The organism is Microbacterium sp. R86528 (genome assembly GCF_044596335.1).
Lineage (GTDB): Bacteria > Actinomycetota > Actinomycetes > Actinomycetales > Microbacteriaceae > Microbacterium > Microbacterium marmarense.
This window is the reverse complement of sequence record NZ_CP138996.1, coordinates 1,837,512-1,852,422: the sequence shown is the minus strand read 5'-3', so window position 1 is coordinate 1,852,422 and position 14,911 is coordinate 1,837,512. Positions and strand designations below refer to the sequence as shown.

The following is a 14,911-nucleotide window of genomic DNA, read 5'->3' as shown; positions in this document are numbered from 1 at the left end:
GTCTGAGGAGACACCGATGAGCACTCCCGCAGAATCGACCTTTGTTCTTCCCGACGTCGGTGAAGGACTTACCGAAGCTGAGATCGTCCAGTGGCGCGTTGCCCCTGGTGACACCGTCGCTGTGAATGATGTGCTGGTCGAGATCGAAACGGCCAAGTCACTCGTCGAACTGCCCTCGCCCTTTGCCGGCACGGTCGGCACACTTCTGGCAGCCGAAGGCGAGACGGTGAGTGTGGGACATGCGATCATCACGATCGTCGCAGTGGTGGATGCCGCTGCGTCACCCGCCACGATCGGTCAGAGCGAGCACGGTGAACCAGCAACGCCCGCAGAAGATGAGGGTGGTGGTGCTGTGCTCGTGGGGTACGGCACCGGGGGACAGGTGAAATCGCGTCGCCGCAAGCCGGTCGCGTCAGCTCAAGAACGGGTTACGTCGTCGGTGGGCGTCGTGGCGAAGCCCCCGATTCGCAAGCTCGCCCGCGACCTCGGCGTGGAGCTTGCTGCGGTGACTCCGACAGGCGCTGCGGGAGAAGTTACTCGTGACGATGTCTTGCGCCACGCGTCACAGGCCAGCGTCTTCCGCAACATCGAGACACCTGAGTGGGGTGACGTGCGCGAGGAGTCGATTCCAGTGTCGCCGCGCCCGGCACCCGCGCGCACGACAGAACCTGAGCGCACCGTTGCCAACGGCGACGAGCGAGAAGAGACGTTTGCCGTGAAGGGTGTTCGCAAAGCTGTGGCGTCAGGCATGGTGCAGTCTGCGTACTCGGCACCTCATGTGAGTGTGTGGACCGACGTCGACGCGTCACGCACGATGGAACTGGTCAAGCGGCTGAAGAGTTCGACGGACTTCGCTGATATCAAAGTCTCGCCGATGCTGATCATGGCTCGTGCCGTGGTGTGGGCGGCGCAGCGCACGCCGATGGTCAATGCCGCCTGGGTTGATGGCGAGAATGGAGCGGCCGAGATCACGGTGCGCCGCTATGTGAACCTCGGCATCGCCGCTGCCACGCCTCGGGGCCTGCTCGTGCCCAACATCAAAGATGCGCAAGACATGTCGATGCGCGAGCTCGCGCGCGCGCTGGAAAAGCTGGTGTTGACGGCACGCGAGGGCAAGACGTCGGTTGCCGATCAGCAGGGCGGCACGATCACGATCACGAACATCGGCGTCTTCGGAATGGACGCGGGCACCCCGATCATCAATCCGGGTGAGGCCGGAATCGTGGCGCTGGGCACAATTCGCCAGAAGCCCTGGGTGGTTGACGGTGAGGTGCGGCCACGCTGGGTTACCACGGTCGCTGGCTCTTTCGATCACCGGGTCATCGATGGTGACGGCATGAGCCGCTTCATCGCCGACGTGGCATCGATCCTCGAAGAGCCGGCTCTGCTGCTCGACTGATCCTGAGCTGACATCAGATCCTCTTTAACGGATTTGATAACCATTATCAATAGAAGTACGATTGCGGCATGAAGACGCCCTCTCGCCCCCTCGTGTTGCTCGGTCTCGGTGCAGCATCCGCTCTCGTCCTTTCTGGTTGCGCGAGCACCACCTCAGACGCAACTTCTGACTCTGAGACAGATGCGATCACCGTGGTCGCGTCGACCAACGTGTATGGGCAGATCGCTGAGGTAGTGGGCGCAGACCTGGTGGAAGTCACCTCGATCGTCACGAATGCTGCTCAAGACCCGCACTCCTTCGAGGCGAGCGCGCGCGATCAGCTGACCGTTGAGCAGGCCGACCTGGTCATCGAAAACGGCGGCGGATACGACTCGTTCATGGATTCCCTTGTTGAGGCCAGCGGCTCTGAGGCGCACGTCATCACGGCGGCAGAGTTCTCGCATTCGTGGCCGACTGAGGAGGGTGAGGAAGATCACTCCGATCACGACCACGACGAGGAAGACGAAGAGCACGCCGATGAAGATGACCACGCTGGTCACGATCACATCGAAGGCTTCAACGAGCACGTCTGGTACGACCCGCACACCATGGCGTACGTCGCCGACGCTATCGCCGAAGAGCTCGGCGAGATCAGCCCAGACGACGCTGAGATCTTTACGGCCAACGCCGAAGCTTTTCACGACGAAATCGAAGGGCTCGAAGAGTCACTAGAAGAAATCGACGCCGCACACGCTGGGGACGAAGCATTCTTGACCGAGCCCGTCGGAGGCTACCTGGTGATCGCGGCCGGGCTTGAAGATGTGACCCCGTCCGAGTTCAGTGAAGCGGTCGAAGAGGGGCAAGATGTCGCCCCGGCAACCCTGCTTGAGGCGCTCTCGATAGTGACCGATGGCGAGCTGAGCGTCATGATCACCAACACGCAGACCGGCGGCGCCGAAACGGCACAAGTTGTCACAGAAGCCGAAAAAGAAGCTATTCCGGTCGTCGCGTTTTCGGAAACGCTCCCGGAGGGCCAGACTTACATCTCGTGGATGCAGGAGAACATCGAGAACCTCGCGGCAGCGCTCGATTCGTGAGCCAGGAGCCAGTTGCGCTCGAAATTCGGGATGCTGCACTCAGGCGTGACGGGCGAGAGCTGTGGGCTGGCCTCAACCTGACGGTTCACGCCGGTGAGATGATCGCTGTGCTCGGGCCGAGCGGTTCGGGCAAGACCACCCTGCTTCGCGCGATCCTCGGTCTCGAAGAGCTGAGTGAAGGCACCGTCACGGTCGCTGGCGAGGTGGTGCGCGGCAAAGGAAACCGAGAGATCGGCTACATTCCGCAGTCTCGACCGTTGCCGCCAGATACTGCGCTTCGCGGACGGGATCTTGTGGCTCTCGGCGTCAGTGGGCATCGATTCGGACTCCCGATTCCGCGTCGCGGCGAGAGGGCCCGCGTTGACACCTTGATCGAGGCTGTGGGTGCCGCCGAGTTCGCCGACCGCCCTGTCGGAATGCTGTCGGGCGGCGAACAGCAGCGGCTGCGCGTCGGCCAGGCCCTTGCCGACGACCCGGGCTTGTTGCTGTGCGACGAACCGCTGACGAGCCTTGACATGGCCAATCAGCAAGCGGTGGTCTCGCTCATCGACAAGCACCGCACCGAGCACAACGCTGCCGTGATGCTCGTGACACACGACATCAATCCGTTGCTGCACCAGGTGGATCGCGTTCTGTATCTCGCCCAGGGACGGTTCACGCTCGGCACTCCAGAAGAAGTTCTCAATTCCACTGTGCTCAGCGCTCTCTACGGGGCACCCGTGTTCGTTCTTCGCGCCGGACACCGCTTGGTCGTCGTGGGCGCACCCGACGCCGAGGACTCACACCACCACCATCACGGTGACGAGGTGCACGAGTGAACTGGGACGCGATCTACGATGCACTCTTTGGCGGGTTGCCCTACTACGGGCAAATTCTCGCGTTGGTTTCCAACTCCGTGTGGGCGGGTGCCGTTCTCGGGCTGATCGGAGGTCTCATCGGGGTCTTCGTGATTCAGCGCGACATGGCATTCGCTGTGCATGGCATCAGCGAGCTCTCATTCGCGGGTGCCGCTGCTGCGCTGCTGATCGGTGCTGATGTCGTCAGCGGTTCGATCGCCGGTTCGCTCGTCGCCGCGGCGATCATCGGCTGGCTGGGCGCCCGCGCGCGCGACCGCAACTCGATCATCGGCGTGCTGATGCCATTCGGCCTCGGTCTCGGAATTTTGTTTCTGGCGCTCTACGACGGTCGCAGCGCGAGCAGTTTCAGCCTGCTCACCGGGCAGATCGTCTCAGTGCAATCGAGTCAGCTCGGCTGGTTGATCGGCATCAGCGCGTTCGTGTTGATCGCTTTGCTGCTGGTGTGGCGACCGCTCAGGTTCGACTCACTCGACCCGCAGTCAGCGGCGGCTCGTGGCGTGCCGACGACCGGCGTATCGCTGTGGTTCATGCTGCTGCTGGGGCTGACGGTGGCCGTCGCGGTTCACATCATCGGTGCGCTGTTGGTGATGGCCCTGCTTGTCACGCCCGCGGCTGCAGCCATGCGTGTGGCATCAGGCTCGCTAAGCGTGCCGCTTCTGTCGGCCGTGTTCGGGTTCGTCTCAGCAGTCGGCGGCATTCTGCTCGCCATCGCTGGCACCCTTCCGGTGAGCCCCTACATCACCACGCTGTCGTTTCTCATCTACGTGGTCTGCCGCATCATCGGGGCTCGACGAGATCGCGTGACGATTGCGAAGATCGCCAAATGACTCGGTATTCGTCCAGCAATGGTTCGGGTACGCGCCGGTAGACTCCGACAATGGCTCAGCGCAACACCTGGCAACGCGAACGCGTGCGCGAAGCACTCGCTGATGCTGGCGGGTTCGTCAGCGCACAGGGGCTTCACGCCACCCTTCGCGACGAGAACACTGGCATCGGACTTGCCACCGTGTATCGCGCGCTTGCCGGGCTTGCCGCCGATGGCGGAGCCGACTCGCTGCAGAGTCCTGACGGCGAAGCGCTGTATCGCGCCTGCGTGTCGAGTGGCCACCATCACCATCTGATCTGCCGCAACTGCGGGCGCACTGTCGAGATTGAAGCGACCGCCGTCGAGCAGTGGGCGCGCACGACCGCCGAGAAGCACGGATTCACCGCGGCCGAGCACATCGTCGACATCTTCGGACTCTGCGCCTCGTGCACCCAGGCGCAAGGCGAGCGTGTCGATCACTGACACCCGACGGGTCGACGCGTCTTCGGGCGTGCGGGGCACCGTCGTTGCGTTGGGCATTGGAGTGCTGGCTGTCGCCGCGCTCTTTGTGATCGACGCATTCGTGCCGACGCTCTTCAGCGACCCACTCTCAACCCGGGCCCAAGACGCTCTGACGCTGTCGATCAGCGTGCTGATCGAGTCGATGCCCTTTGTCGCGCTCGGTGTCGTGCTTTCGATCGTGGTGCAGGTGTGGATTCCCCCGGGCATGATCGAAAGATGGATGCCGCGGCGGGCGTGGGCGCGGCGGGCGGTGCTGTCACTGCTGGGCATGTTCATTCCGGTGTGCGAGTGCGGCAATGTGCCCTTCGCGCGGGGTCTGCTCATGCGAGGTTTCTCGGTGTCGGACACGATGACATTCCTCATCGCCGCGCCGATCGTCAATCCGATCGTCATCATCACGACCCATCAGGCCTTCGGGATGGACGACGGCATTCTGATCGCACGCCTGCTCGGCGGCTTCGCGATCGCCAACCTCATCGGTTGGCTCTACAGTCGGCACCCATCGCCTGATGCGCTCCTGACCGATCGCTTTCGCGACACCTGCGAGATGGTCACGCACGAGACTGGCGGAAAGGGCCGCAAAACACTCGCCCAGTTTGTCGTGGAACTTCGCGCCGTGATGCCGGCTCTTGTGATCGGTTCGGCGCTCGCCGGACTGGTGCAGGTCATCGTGCCACGTGACATGCTGCTCGCAATCGGTTCAAACCCCGCGCTGTCGATCGTCGCCATGATGGCGCTTGCGATGGTGGTGTCGATCTGCTCGAACGTCGACTCATTCTTCGCACTCTCGTTTGCTTCGACATTCACGCCCGGCTCGTTGGTGGCGTTCTTGCTCGTGGGCCCACTGGTTGACGTGAAGATGCTCGCGCTCATGCGCACCACCTTCACGACCCGAACTCTGGCCGGAGTTGTCGTGGTCGTGCTGCTCGCAGCTTTTGCCATCGGAACGGTGGTGAATCTTCTTGCCTAAGCTCGAGGCGCTCAGCACCCGGTGGCTCGGGGTCGGGCTTGCCGCCATTCTTTCCGTCGTGACGCTGAGCCTGGCGTTCACTGACCGGCTCGCGCTCTACATCAACCCCGATTCGACGTGGTTTGCGGTGTCGATGGCGTTCATCGTGCTCATTGGTACGGTCGCCTCTTTTGCGTTGCCGCTTGGTGCTGAGAGCGACCACGGCCATGATCATGGCCACGATGCTGATGAGGGTGCACACTCGCACGCGCCGCACCCGGGGGCAGTTGCCGCAACGGTCGTTGGGGGCGTGGCAGCATCCGGAGTCGTCTTGCTCACGCTCGGACTGGCTCCCGCTTCGCTGTCTGCAGAGATCGCCATCTCTCGCGACGTCGGTGCCGCACCGCTGTTCGCGGGAAGCGACATCGTGACCCTTGCGGCGACCGGCGACACGGACTCGTTCGGTGTCGGCGAGTGGGCGAGTGTGTTCGCAACCGCCACCAACCCCGATGCATTTGATGGGAACGCGGTCGAACTCACCGGGTTCGTGACACCGAGCGAAAGCGGCGATTTCGACATCACCCGGTTGGTGATCACGCACTGCGTCATCGATGCGCAGCCGGCGAGTGTCTCGATCGCGTCAAACGCTGAGATTCCCGAAACCGGGCAATGGGTGACGGTCACCGGAACGGTGCGTTCAACCTCAGACGGGCAGCTTGCGATCGAGCCCACCAGTATCGAAGAGATCGACGAGCCCGAGATTCCCTATGAGTTCTAGTTCGCCACCGCCGCCGCACCGTGCCGAAAGGTCCACGCGCCGCGCTGCGAAGCCCAACCGCCGCGGTGCCTCACGCCAGCGTCGGGGGCGAGCGTTCGTGCGGTCTTTTGCGATCGTGGTCGGCGTACTCGCGCTCATCGGAGTCGCGGGCGCTGCGGCGAATGTCACCCAGGGGCCGCGCGTCACCGACGTGCAGGTGGATCCCGAAGCGGCCGTAGCAGCATCGGGGTCACGGCTCATCGTGACTACCTCGCAGTCGATCGCAGAAGTCGACGCCTCGCAAGTGACGGTCAGCCCCGCGACACCGTTCGCTGTCGACACCTCGGGTCGCAGCGTCGGGGTGCGGTTCACCCTGCCGCTATGGGACGACACCGAGTACACGGTGACGATCAACGATGTGGAGTCACTCGGAGGCGGCCCGACGACGACCGTCACCGAGACGTTCACCACTCCGCCCATCGAGGTGCACCTGTTGCGCAGGGATGCCACCGAAGACACCATCTTTCGCACCGACCTTGATGGTGATGAAGCGATAGCGGTGTTCACCGACCCTCACATCGAAGACTTTCGTGCGACCGCCACGCACCTCGTGATCTCGACGCGCACCGAGGCAGATGAAGCGCGTCTGATCATGACCGATCTGAACGGTGAGAACGCACAGGATCTGCCGTTGCCGGGCGATGGCTACGTGACGAACCTGCAGAGCGCGGATCGCGGTGAAGTGGTCGGGTACACATACTCAGATGCCGAACTCACCGAGACGAGCGGGCGTGAGAGCATGCTGTTCACCGTTTCGCTGGATGATCCGGATGCAGCCCCCGTGCCCATCGAGGTCGAGGGCGCCGATCCGCGCGTCAACGACTGGCGCTTCGTGCCCGACACCGACAGCATTCTACTGCTGACTTTTGACGGAGCGCTGCTGCTCGGCAGCTCGGAAGGGCTCGGCGCCTCGGCAGAGGGTGCCGGTCAAGCCACGAATCTGGGTACGGCGCAGGGGATTGATGGCATTGCGCGAGGGTCTTCGCACGCCATCGTTGAACGCATCGATCAGCGCACCGTCCTCGACCTCACTGACGCAAGCGAGGAACCACTCGTCGCCGCTGACGGAGAATTGCCGCTCGTGACAACGGTCACCCCGCTGCCCGATGACTCGACGGTCCGCTCTGGCGCGGTGCTTGACGGAGACACCCCGACCGGTCGAACCACCGTGGATCTGGTCGCGAACGATGGCGAGACCAGGGCACTCGCCGAGATCGCTGAAACCGACGCGCTCGTGCAGGTGTGCGTATCGCCAAGTGCGCGCTACCTCGCGCTGATCGTCGCCCCCGATGTGATCGACAACGCATACGACACGTATCAGCTGCCGTTGCCTGGCTACCTCGAAACCCGCATTCTCGAGATCGCTGACGGTCAAGAAACCATCGCTGTCACGGGCTCGTCGATCTCTTGGTGCCAGGTGCCGCCGTACTAATCTGCTTCGGACGTATCGCGCTTTTCGGGCACCGCGATCTTCGACGGCAGTCCGCGTGAGAGCAGCAGCGCGAACAGGGTCAGGGCGAAGACAATGAACAACGACTGCTGCAGTGACTCGACTTGTGCGTCGGCGTAGATCTGGGCGACCTCTGACGCTTGTTCGGCGGTGCTGCCCGCGTCTAGCATCGCCTGCTCTGCCTGCTGTTGAGAGATGATAGGCGCGCCTTTGGCGGTGTTCTCCGTTACCTGAGAGATGACGTCTTCAGGCAGAGTCGCGCTTGAGGCGACGGCGGTTCCGAATCCGGACGTCATCATCAAGATGAACACCGACCCCACCACGGCGGTTCCGAACGACGTTCCCAGGTTCTGAAATGTGCCCTGCAAACCGCCGACTTCTGACGTGTCATCTGCGCTGACCGCAGACATATTGACGTTGCCCAGTTGTGAGGCGAGCAGACCGAATCCAGCACCGACGATGAACATTCCTGTCGCGAACTGCCAGCCGGCAAGAGTCGGCTGAACGGCAGCGAAGACGATGAAGATGCCAATGCCGAGCAGAAGCTGTCCGATTCGTCCGATGTTGCGGGCTGAGCGCACGGTCGACATTCGAGACCCGACGATCGAGAGCAAGATCAGCCCGAGCGATAGGGGCAAGATTCGCAAGCCGGTTTCTAGCGCGTTGAATCCAAGAATTGTTTGCAGGTACACCGGCACGACGAAAAAGAGCGCAGCGATTGCAAAGTACTGGGCCAAGAACATCGTGAGCCCGCTGCGCAGTGCGGGGATCTTCAGCATGCTGACTTTGAGCAGCGGCACTCTTCCGCTGGCCTCAAGGCGGTTTTGTCGTCGCACAAAGATCGCCAGCACGACGATCGCAATGACGATCATGTACGCGACCGGCGAGATGCCGAACGGGGCGATGGTGACGTCACCCACCGTCGGTGGGTTCAGCGGCTGCAACCAGCCCCAGGTCTTGCTCTGCAGCACCGCGAACACGAGCAACGCCATGCCCGCGGCTGACAAGAACACGCTTGACACATCGATGCGCATCGCCTTGTTGCCGGGGGTGTCTTTGAGGGTGCCCGACGCCAGCAGCACGAGCACCATCACGATTGCTTCGCCGACGAAAACGTAGCGCCACGACGAGTAGGTGGTCATCAGTCCACCGATCAGCGGCCCAGCTGCCGCTGCGAACCCGGTGATGGCGCCGAGTGCTGAAAAGGCAATAACACGGTCGCGCCCGGCGTAGTTCGTGGCGGCAAGCGCGGCAATCGCAGGGATCACCAGCACCGCGCCCAAGCCTTCGACGAGTGACCAGCCGATGAGCAACACCGGAAGCGTCGGACTCAACGCCGTCGTGATGGACCCGAGTCCGTAGATGATCGAGCCGATGCGAAATGCCGCGCTGCGGCCCCACCGATCACCGAGCTTGCCTCCGGTGAGCATGAACGAGGCCATTGTGAGCGCATAGAGCGTTATGGCTGCCTGCATGCCCGAGATATCGGTGCCGAGGTCGGCGGCTACCGTTGATATCGACACGTTCATGACGGTGCTATCGAGCACCATGACGAACTGCGAAACCCCGAGAATGATCAGCGCGGACCAATGCTTCATACTGGGACACTAGCGACAAGCGCGCGCCGCGTGCCGAAGAATCGTGCGTAGAATCCCCGCATGGACCGGCCCGACTTGCGTGAAGTCACACGCGAGGATCTCGCAGATTTGCCCGTTGCAGTCGCGCCTCGGCTGTTGGGGGCGGTGCTGGTGACCGAGGTGGGCGGTGAAACCGTTGCCGTGCGGTTGACGGAAGTCGAGGCCTATCACGGACAAGGCACCGGCGACGTTCCCGATCCGGGATCGCACGCACGCATGGGCAAGACGGCGCGCAACGCCACCATGTGGGGCGAACCCGGACACATCTACGTGTATCTCAGCCACGGCATCCATTCGTGCGTGAACGTTGTGTGCGCACCCGAGGGCGTCGCTGGTGGAGTGCTGCTACGCGCGGGCGAGGTGGTGGATGGGTTGGATGCTGCCACTCGCCGCCGCATCGCTGCGCGCACCGCGAGGGACCTCGCTCGTGGGCCGGGCAAGCTGGGCCAAGCCGTGGGTCTGCGGCATCCCATTCATGACGGAATCGACGTGATCACTGGTGCTGTTCAACAAGGCGCCTCTGCTCGACTGCTCATTCGGGAGTCACCGTTGACCGCATACGCGTCGGGCCCACGTGTGGGGGTTGCTGGCGTGGCGGGCACGGATGCGTTTCCGTGGCGATTCTGGCTTGCCGGCGATGCGACGGTGTCGCCGTTTCGTTGGGGTCGCGGCGCGGCGGACCTCATGCCAGTGCGCGACTGACAGGGCGACACGCCCGGCGTGCTAGACTGACTCCTTGTCTGCGCGCACTCCAGCACGCAGTTCGCCCCCCACACCACATTCCGGCCAGAAATGGCCCGCTGTTGCGCGGGGTGCAGACAAGGGATCTTGGGTGGCACCGTCCGGTGCCACGGTACTAAGGAGAAATCATTATGGCAGCAGTGTGCCAGGTGACTGGAGCTGTTCCCGGCTTCGGTCACACCATCTCGCACTCGCACCGCCGGACGAAGCGCCGCTTCGACCCGAACGTGCAGAAGAAGACCTATTTCGTTCCGTCGCTTGGTCGCAGCATCAAGCTCAACGTTTCGGCAAAGGGCATCAAAGTCATTGACGCACGCGGCATCGAGTCCGTCGTCAAAGACCTCCTCGCGAAGGGAGTGAAGCTCTAATGGCTAAGAAGTCACAGGAAGTTCGCCCGATTATCAAGATGCGTTCGACCGCTGGCACGGGTTACACCTACGTCACGCGCAAGAACCGTCGCAACAACCCTGACCGCATCACGCTGATGAAGTATGACCCGGTTATCCGCAAGCACGTTGAATTCCGAGAGGAGCGTTGATCCATGGCTAAGAAGAGCAAGATCGCGCGCAACCAGCAGCGTCAGGCCGTCGTTGACCGCTACGCCGCAAAGCGCCTTGAGCTGAAGAAGGCTCTTGTTGACCCCACGTCGACCGACGAGCAGCGCGAAGCCGCACGTCTCGGTCTGCAGAAGCTTCCCCGCAACGCATCGCCGGTTCGTCTGCGTTCGCGCGACGTCATCGACGGTCGTCCCCGCGGTGTCCTCACGAAGTTCGGCATCTCGCGTGTCCGCTTCCGTGACATGGCACACCGTGGCGAGCTGCCCGGCGTGACCAAGTCCAGCTGGTAAGCACCGCTTTCGCCGACAGGCCCGCAGTTCTTTGGAACTGCGGGCCTGTCGCGTTTGTGCGCCCAATTCGAGTCACTTTTGTCACAAAAACCACATCTGAACCACGACACGCCGACCAATAGGGCCAATACCCGCTGAAATCCGCGTGATTACGCGGCAAATTGGCTATAGTCGAGGCGGTCGATCCGACCAGCCGGGAGCGTTCAGCTGCCCGGTCCCAGCAATGAGAGGGCGGCGAATCCGCCCCCTTTGGAGGAACACCCATGGCCGACAAGTCCATCACCAAGACCGAACTCGTCGCGAGCATCGCGAGCGCCACCGGACAGAGCCAGGCTGCCGTATCGGGCGTGCTCGACTCACTGTTCGCCACCGTTTCCGAGGCTGTTGCCAAGGGCAGCAAGGTCTCCATCCCCGGCTGGATCGCGTTCGAGCAGGTTGAGACCTCGGCTCGCACCGGCCGCAACCCCCAGACTGGCGCAGAGATCCAGATCCCTGCAGGCAAGCGCGTCAAGGTGACCGCTGGCTCGAAGCTCAAGGCTGCCGTCAAGTAGTAGCCGACGACGCTTTACCGAAGGGGGATGCCGCGCGAGCGGTGTCCCCCTTCGGCTTAGGCTGGAGGGGTGAATCCCCGCCTTCTGCGGGCCGTCGGGCCTGCGATCCTCATTGTGGTCGCGCTCGTGGCTATGACGATCGCCCTCGCCTACGGTGGCGGAGCAGATCCCCTGACCATCGGCGACCCCGGCCCGTTCGCTCGGTGGGGTCTGCCCACCGCAAAACTTCTGGTCAACCTCTCGGCTGCCGGCATGGCGGGTGTGCTGGTCACTGCGCTCTTCACGCTCAAAGCAGGCGAACGCGAATTTGATCTCGCGCTCGACACCGCATCGATTTCTGCGGCCATCTTCACGGTGTCTGCCGCAGCCACGGGCTTTCTCACGTTCATTGACGCGTTCAACCCCGTGATCAGCGGGGGCCCCGAATTCGGCGCGCAGCTGGGTCGCTATCTGGTCGAGACCGAGGTGGGTCGAACCTGGCTCATCACGACGGTCGCGGGTGCCGCGCTCACGGTGCTGACGTTCGCCGTGCGCTCGTGGACCGCGACACTGTTCGTGGCGGTCCTCGCGCTCGCAAGTTTGGTGCCTATGGGCACGCAGGGTCACTCCGGCGACGATGCTGACCACCACATCGCGATGACCGCGATCATCTTGCACATCATCGGCGCTGCAGTGTGGCTGGGTGGTCTGCTGCTGCTCGTCATCGTGCGGCCTGCCCTGAAGCGGGGTCCCCTTGCCGACGTGGTTTCTCGGTACTCCAGCATCGCCGTTGCGGCCTTCGTCGTGGTCGCGGTGTCGGGGCTGGTGCGCGCGGTCGTCGGGCTCAGAACGTGGGAAGCGTTCTTCTCGCCGTATGGCGCGATTTTGACGGTGAAGGTCATTGCTCTCGTGGCGCTCGGGTTGTTCGGCGCGTGGTATCGCCGCCGCCTTATCGGCAGAATGCGCGAAGACGCGGCATCCCGCGCATTTTGGGTTCTCATTGCGGGGGAGCTCGCGATCATGGGGATTGCCAGTGGTGCCGCAGCAGCCCTGGCCCGCACCGCCCCTCCGCTCGGAGAGCTGCCCGCGTTCGTGCGCACTCCGGCCGAGATCCTCACCTACTCTCCGCTGCCCGATGAGCCGGTGCTCGTCGATTGGCTCGTCGCGTGGAACATCGATTGGATCTGGGTCGCCGCTGCCGGCTTCGGCATGTTCTTCTACCTCGCTGGCGCGTGGCGGTTGCACCGCCGCGGCGATGCCTGGCCACTGCACCGCACTCTCTCGTGGGCGTTCGGGATGTTATTACTGCTGTGGGTAACCAGCGGAATCATCAACGTCTACCAGTCGTATCTGTTCAGCTATCACATGATCGGGCACATGCTGCTGACGATGGCCATTCCGCCGTTGATGGTCGCCGGGGCGCCCGTCACCCTCGCCGCGCGCGCGATTCACAGGCGCGACGATGGCACGAGGGGCGGCAGGGAGTGGATCCTGTGGGGCGTCCACTCGCCCGTGATGCGTGTGCTGACCAACCCGTTCGTGGCGGCTGGGTTGTTCATCGGATCGCTGTGGATCTTCTACTACACCGACCTCTTTCGCTGGGCGCTCTATGATCACCTCGGTCACGAGTGGATGACCGCCCACTTCTTGATCACCGGCTATCTGTTCGTGCTCAGTCTTGCCGGCATCGATCCGGTGCCGTATCGCTTGCCTTACCCCGGGCGGTTGCTGCTGCTGATCGGCATCATGGCTATGCACGCTTTCTTCGGCATCGCCATCATGATGCAACCCGGCCTGATGGTGGCAGAGTGGTTCGGATCGATGGGCCGCACTTGGGGTGAGACTCCGCTCGAAGACCAGATGACCGGCGGCGGTATTGCCTGGTCGATTGGCGAGATCCCGACGTTGATCTTGGCGATCACCGTGGCGATTCAATGGAACCGCACCGACGAACGCACGCAGAAGCGGCGTGACCGTCACGCGGATCGCACGGGCGACGCTGAGCTTGACGCCTATAACGCGAAGCTCGCAGCGCTCGCCGAGCGCGATGAGCGTGAAGCCAAGGCCGAACGCTGATCCGAAGCTATTCGCCCTCAGTGCCGCCGACTGAGATCGTGACGCTTCCATCGGGAAGCACGCGAATCGTGCCGGTCACAAAGAATGGCACGACCTCGCTCGCGGTCGTGATGGAACCGTCAAAGAGCGACTGAATGTCGACGTTCAAGCGCGCGGCCGCAGGTGTCGCCGGGATCTTCCAGTCGGCTCCGTCGGACTCGATAGAGATCGTGGGCTGCGTTTCGATCTGCCACTCAGGAATCGACGCGATTCGGTCTTCGACGACGTAGCCGAAGGGGCACGCGGTCGGTTGAAGCACTTCTTGGCTCGCGCAAGTCGAAAGAAACTCCTCGACGCGCTCCTGCACGACCTCAACGAATTCTTCTGTCGGCTGCGCCTGTACGGTGACGGGCACACTGGTGAACGGACTGTCTGACAACACCGCAACACCCGGGGTTGTGGCAATGGCGGTCTCTACTGACACCGAGTAGAGACCGGGTGAGAAAACGAGCAGGCTGACAGCTTCGGTGGGATCAGCATCCACTCCCTCGGGAGAGACCTGTCTCTTGTCGAGAGCGAAGCCGTTCACGTTGAACGACATCGACCCACCCACGTTGAGGCTCAATACGGCGAGGGGGCTCGACGCGAAGCGCCACGTGGGAGCGATGCCGATGGCACCGTCTTCTTCTACGTCGAACGACGTCGTGCCCGCGTAACCACCCGCGGTGTAGGCGACGTTGACGGTGGTGAAGTGATCGTGCTGCTCTTCTGAGACCACATGAGCGTCGGTGAGGGTGGCAAGCGCGGTGCTGCGCAGCAGGGCATCGTGCGCCGTGGGTGGAAGGCCGGCAGCTTCAAGGTCTGCCGATGCCACAGCGACCCCGGGCACGCTCAGCGCATCGGAGGTGCGGCCCTCTTCGAGCATCGAGAGATACTGCTCTACAAACGCCGTGGGGCTGTAAAACTCTCGTTGAACCGCTCCGTAGGCTGCCGCGACGGCGCCGACGAGTACAACACCGACAACGGCGAGCAGCGACAGATCAATCGCCACACGGCGACGAGAACGGCTGCTCGGGGGCGGCGTGAGGCGGCCAGCTGAATGATCGGGCAGCGAGGAATCACTACCCGGTTTCTCACTCAGCGCATCGACGGCCACGTTCACATTCTAAGAAGGTGCGCCTGAAGATGTGCCGGATGGTCTGGGCATAGTCCTTGTAGTTCGCCGG

General features: G+C 63.0%; 16 protein-coding genes. 14 read left to right on the top strand and 2 right to left on the bottom strand.

Going from position 1 to position 14,911, the window contains the following annotated elements:
• Positions 1–16: 16 nt before the first annotated feature.
• The 8 genes from SJY18_RS08640 to SJY18_RS08605 all read left to right on the top strand — a co-directional run bounded on the left by SJY18_RS08640 (position 17) and on the right by SJY18_RS08605 (position 7,857).
• Positions 17–1,399: a dihydrolipoamide acetyltransferase family protein gene (locus tag SJY18_RS08640; protein WP_396667261.1), complete on the top strand. Its 1,383-nt coding sequence runs from the start codon at positions 17–19 to the stop codon at positions 1,397–1,399.
• Between the two features lie 68 nt (positions 1,400–1,467).
• Positions 1,468–2,475, top strand: coding sequence for a metal ABC transporter solute-binding protein, Zn/Mn family (locus SJY18_RS08635; RefSeq protein WP_396667260.1), 1,008 nt, complete (start codon positions 1,468–1,470; stop codon positions 2,473–2,475).
• Entirely contained in the window at positions 2,472–3,293 is an 822-nt protein-coding gene (locus SJY18_RS08630) for a metal ABC transporter ATP-binding protein (protein WP_337336641.1), read from the top strand. Before SJY18_RS08635 ends, SJY18_RS08630 begins: the two co-directional genes overlap by 4 nt.
• Entirely contained in the window at positions 3,290–4,159 is an 870-nt protein-coding gene (locus SJY18_RS08625) for a metal ABC transporter permease (RefSeq protein ID WP_396667259.1), read from the top strand. The genes SJY18_RS08630 and SJY18_RS08625 overlap by 4 nt, the downstream gene beginning before the upstream one ends.
• A gap of 50 nt (positions 4,160–4,209) precedes the next feature.
• A complete protein-coding gene (locus SJY18_RS08620) occupies positions 4,210–4,620 on the top strand; it encodes a Fur family transcriptional regulator (protein WP_396667258.1) in 411 nt (136 codons plus the stop codon).
• Between the two features lie 28 nt (positions 4,621–4,648).
• Positions 4,649–5,629, top strand: a complete 981-nt coding sequence (locus SJY18_RS08615) for a permease (protein WP_396668899.1) — start codon at positions 4,649–4,651, stop codon at positions 5,627–5,629.
• Positions 5,622–6,386 carry a TIGR03943 family putative permease subunit gene (locus tag SJY18_RS08610; protein WP_396667257.1) on the top strand — a complete coding sequence of 255 codons (765 nt, stop codon included), beginning with the start codon at positions 5,622–5,624 and terminating at the stop codon, positions 6,384–6,386. Before SJY18_RS08615 ends, SJY18_RS08610 begins: the two co-directional genes overlap by 8 nt.
• A 97-nt stretch (positions 6,387–6,483) precedes the next feature.
• Entirely contained in the window at positions 6,484–7,857 is a 1,374-nt protein-coding gene (locus SJY18_RS08605; RefSeq protein WP_396667256.1) for a hypothetical protein, read from the top strand.
• Here the strand turns inward: SJY18_RS08605 and SJY18_RS08600 are convergent.
• Complete coding sequence (locus tag SJY18_RS08600; RefSeq protein WP_337336636.1) at positions 7,854–9,473, bottom strand: MFS transporter; 1,620 nt, start codon at positions 9,471–9,473, stop codon at positions 7,854–7,856. The two genes, SJY18_RS08605 and SJY18_RS08600, sit on opposite strands and share 4 nt — an antisense overlap.
• 60 nt (positions 9,474–9,533) lie before the next feature.
• On the opposite strand from SJY18_RS08600, the gene SJY18_RS08595 reads away from it, so the two are divergent.
• From SJY18_RS08595 to SJY18_RS08570, 6 genes are all read left to right on the top strand, one after another.
• Positions 9,534–10,214 carry a DNA-3-methyladenine glycosylase gene (locus SJY18_RS08595; RefSeq protein ID WP_396667255.1) on the top strand — a complete coding sequence of 227 codons (681 nt, stop codon included), beginning with the start codon at positions 9,534–9,536 and terminating at the stop codon, positions 10,212–10,214.
• A gap of 170 nt (positions 10,215–10,384) precedes the next feature.
• Positions 10,385–10,621, top strand: coding sequence for a 50S ribosomal protein L28 (gene rpmB, locus SJY18_RS08590; protein WP_337336634.1), 237 nt, complete (start codon positions 10,385–10,387; stop codon positions 10,619–10,621).
• Positions 10,621–10,791, top strand: coding sequence for a 50S ribosomal protein L33 (rpmG, locus tag SJY18_RS08585; protein ID WP_337336633.1), 171 nt, complete (start codon positions 10,621–10,623; stop codon positions 10,789–10,791). Before rpmB ends, rpmG begins: the two co-directional genes overlap by 1 nt.
• A gap of 3 nt (positions 10,792–10,794) precedes the next feature.
• Positions 10,795–11,100: a 30S ribosomal protein S14 gene (gene rpsN, locus SJY18_RS08580; protein ID WP_337336632.1), complete on the top strand. Its 306-nt coding sequence runs from the start codon at positions 10,795–10,797 to the stop codon at positions 11,098–11,100.
• A 263-nt stretch (positions 11,101–11,363) separates the two neighbouring features.
• The gene (locus SJY18_RS08575; protein ID WP_056223309.1) at positions 11,364–11,651 is read left to right on the top strand and encodes an HU family DNA-binding protein; all 288 of its coding nucleotides are present in this window, start codon (positions 11,364–11,366) and stop codon (positions 11,649–11,651) included.
• A gap of 69 nt (positions 11,652–11,720) precedes the next feature.
• A complete protein-coding gene (locus SJY18_RS08570; RefSeq protein ID WP_396667254.1) occupies positions 11,721–13,706 on the top strand; it encodes a cytochrome c oxidase assembly protein in 1,986 nt (661 codons plus the stop codon).
• 7 nt (positions 13,707–13,713) lie between these two features.
• Here SJY18_RS08570 and SJY18_RS08565 read toward each other — a convergent pair whose 3' ends face one another.
• On the bottom strand, positions 13,714–14,841 hold the full coding sequence (locus SJY18_RS08565) for a hypothetical protein (protein ID WP_396667253.1): 1,128 nt from the start codon (positions 14,839–14,841) through the stop codon (positions 13,714–13,716).
• Between the last annotated feature and the right edge of the window lie 70 nt (positions 14,842–14,911).

Excerpts from the sequence above, each read along its gene's own strand:
- SJY18_RS08640 (WP_396667261.1), top strand. The coding sequence starts at position 17 with ATGAGCACTCCCGCAGAATCGACCTTTGTTCTTCCCGACGTCGGTGAA.
- SJY18_RS08635 (WP_396667260.1), top strand. The coding sequence starts at position 1,468 with ATGAAGACGCCCTCTCGCCCCCTCGTGTTGCTCGGTCTCGGTGCAGCA.
- SJY18_RS08620 (WP_396667258.1), top strand. The coding sequence starts at position 4,210 with ATGGCTCAGCGCAACACCTGGCAACGCGAACGCGTGCGCGAAGCACTC.
- SJY18_RS08600 (WP_337336636.1), bottom strand. The coding sequence starts at position 9,473 with ATGAAGCATTGGTCCGCGCTGATCATTCTCGGGGTTTCGCAGTTCGTC.
- SJY18_RS08595 (WP_396667255.1), top strand. The coding sequence starts at position 9,534 with ATGGACCGGCCCGACTTGCGTGAAGTCACACGCGAGGATCTCGCAGAT.
- rpmB (WP_337336634.1), top strand. The coding sequence starts at position 10,385 with ATGGCAGCAGTGTGCCAGGTGACTGGAGCTGTTCCCGGCTTCGGTCAC.
- rpmG (WP_337336633.1), top strand. The coding sequence starts at position 10,621 with ATGGCTAAGAAGTCACAGGAAGTTCGCCCGATTATCAAGATGCGTTCG.
- rpsN (WP_337336632.1), top strand. The coding sequence starts at position 10,795 with ATGGCTAAGAAGAGCAAGATCGCGCGCAACCAGCAGCGTCAGGCCGTC.
- SJY18_RS08575 (WP_056223309.1), top strand. The coding sequence starts at position 11,364 with ATGGCCGACAAGTCCATCACCAAGACCGAACTCGTCGCGAGCATCGCG.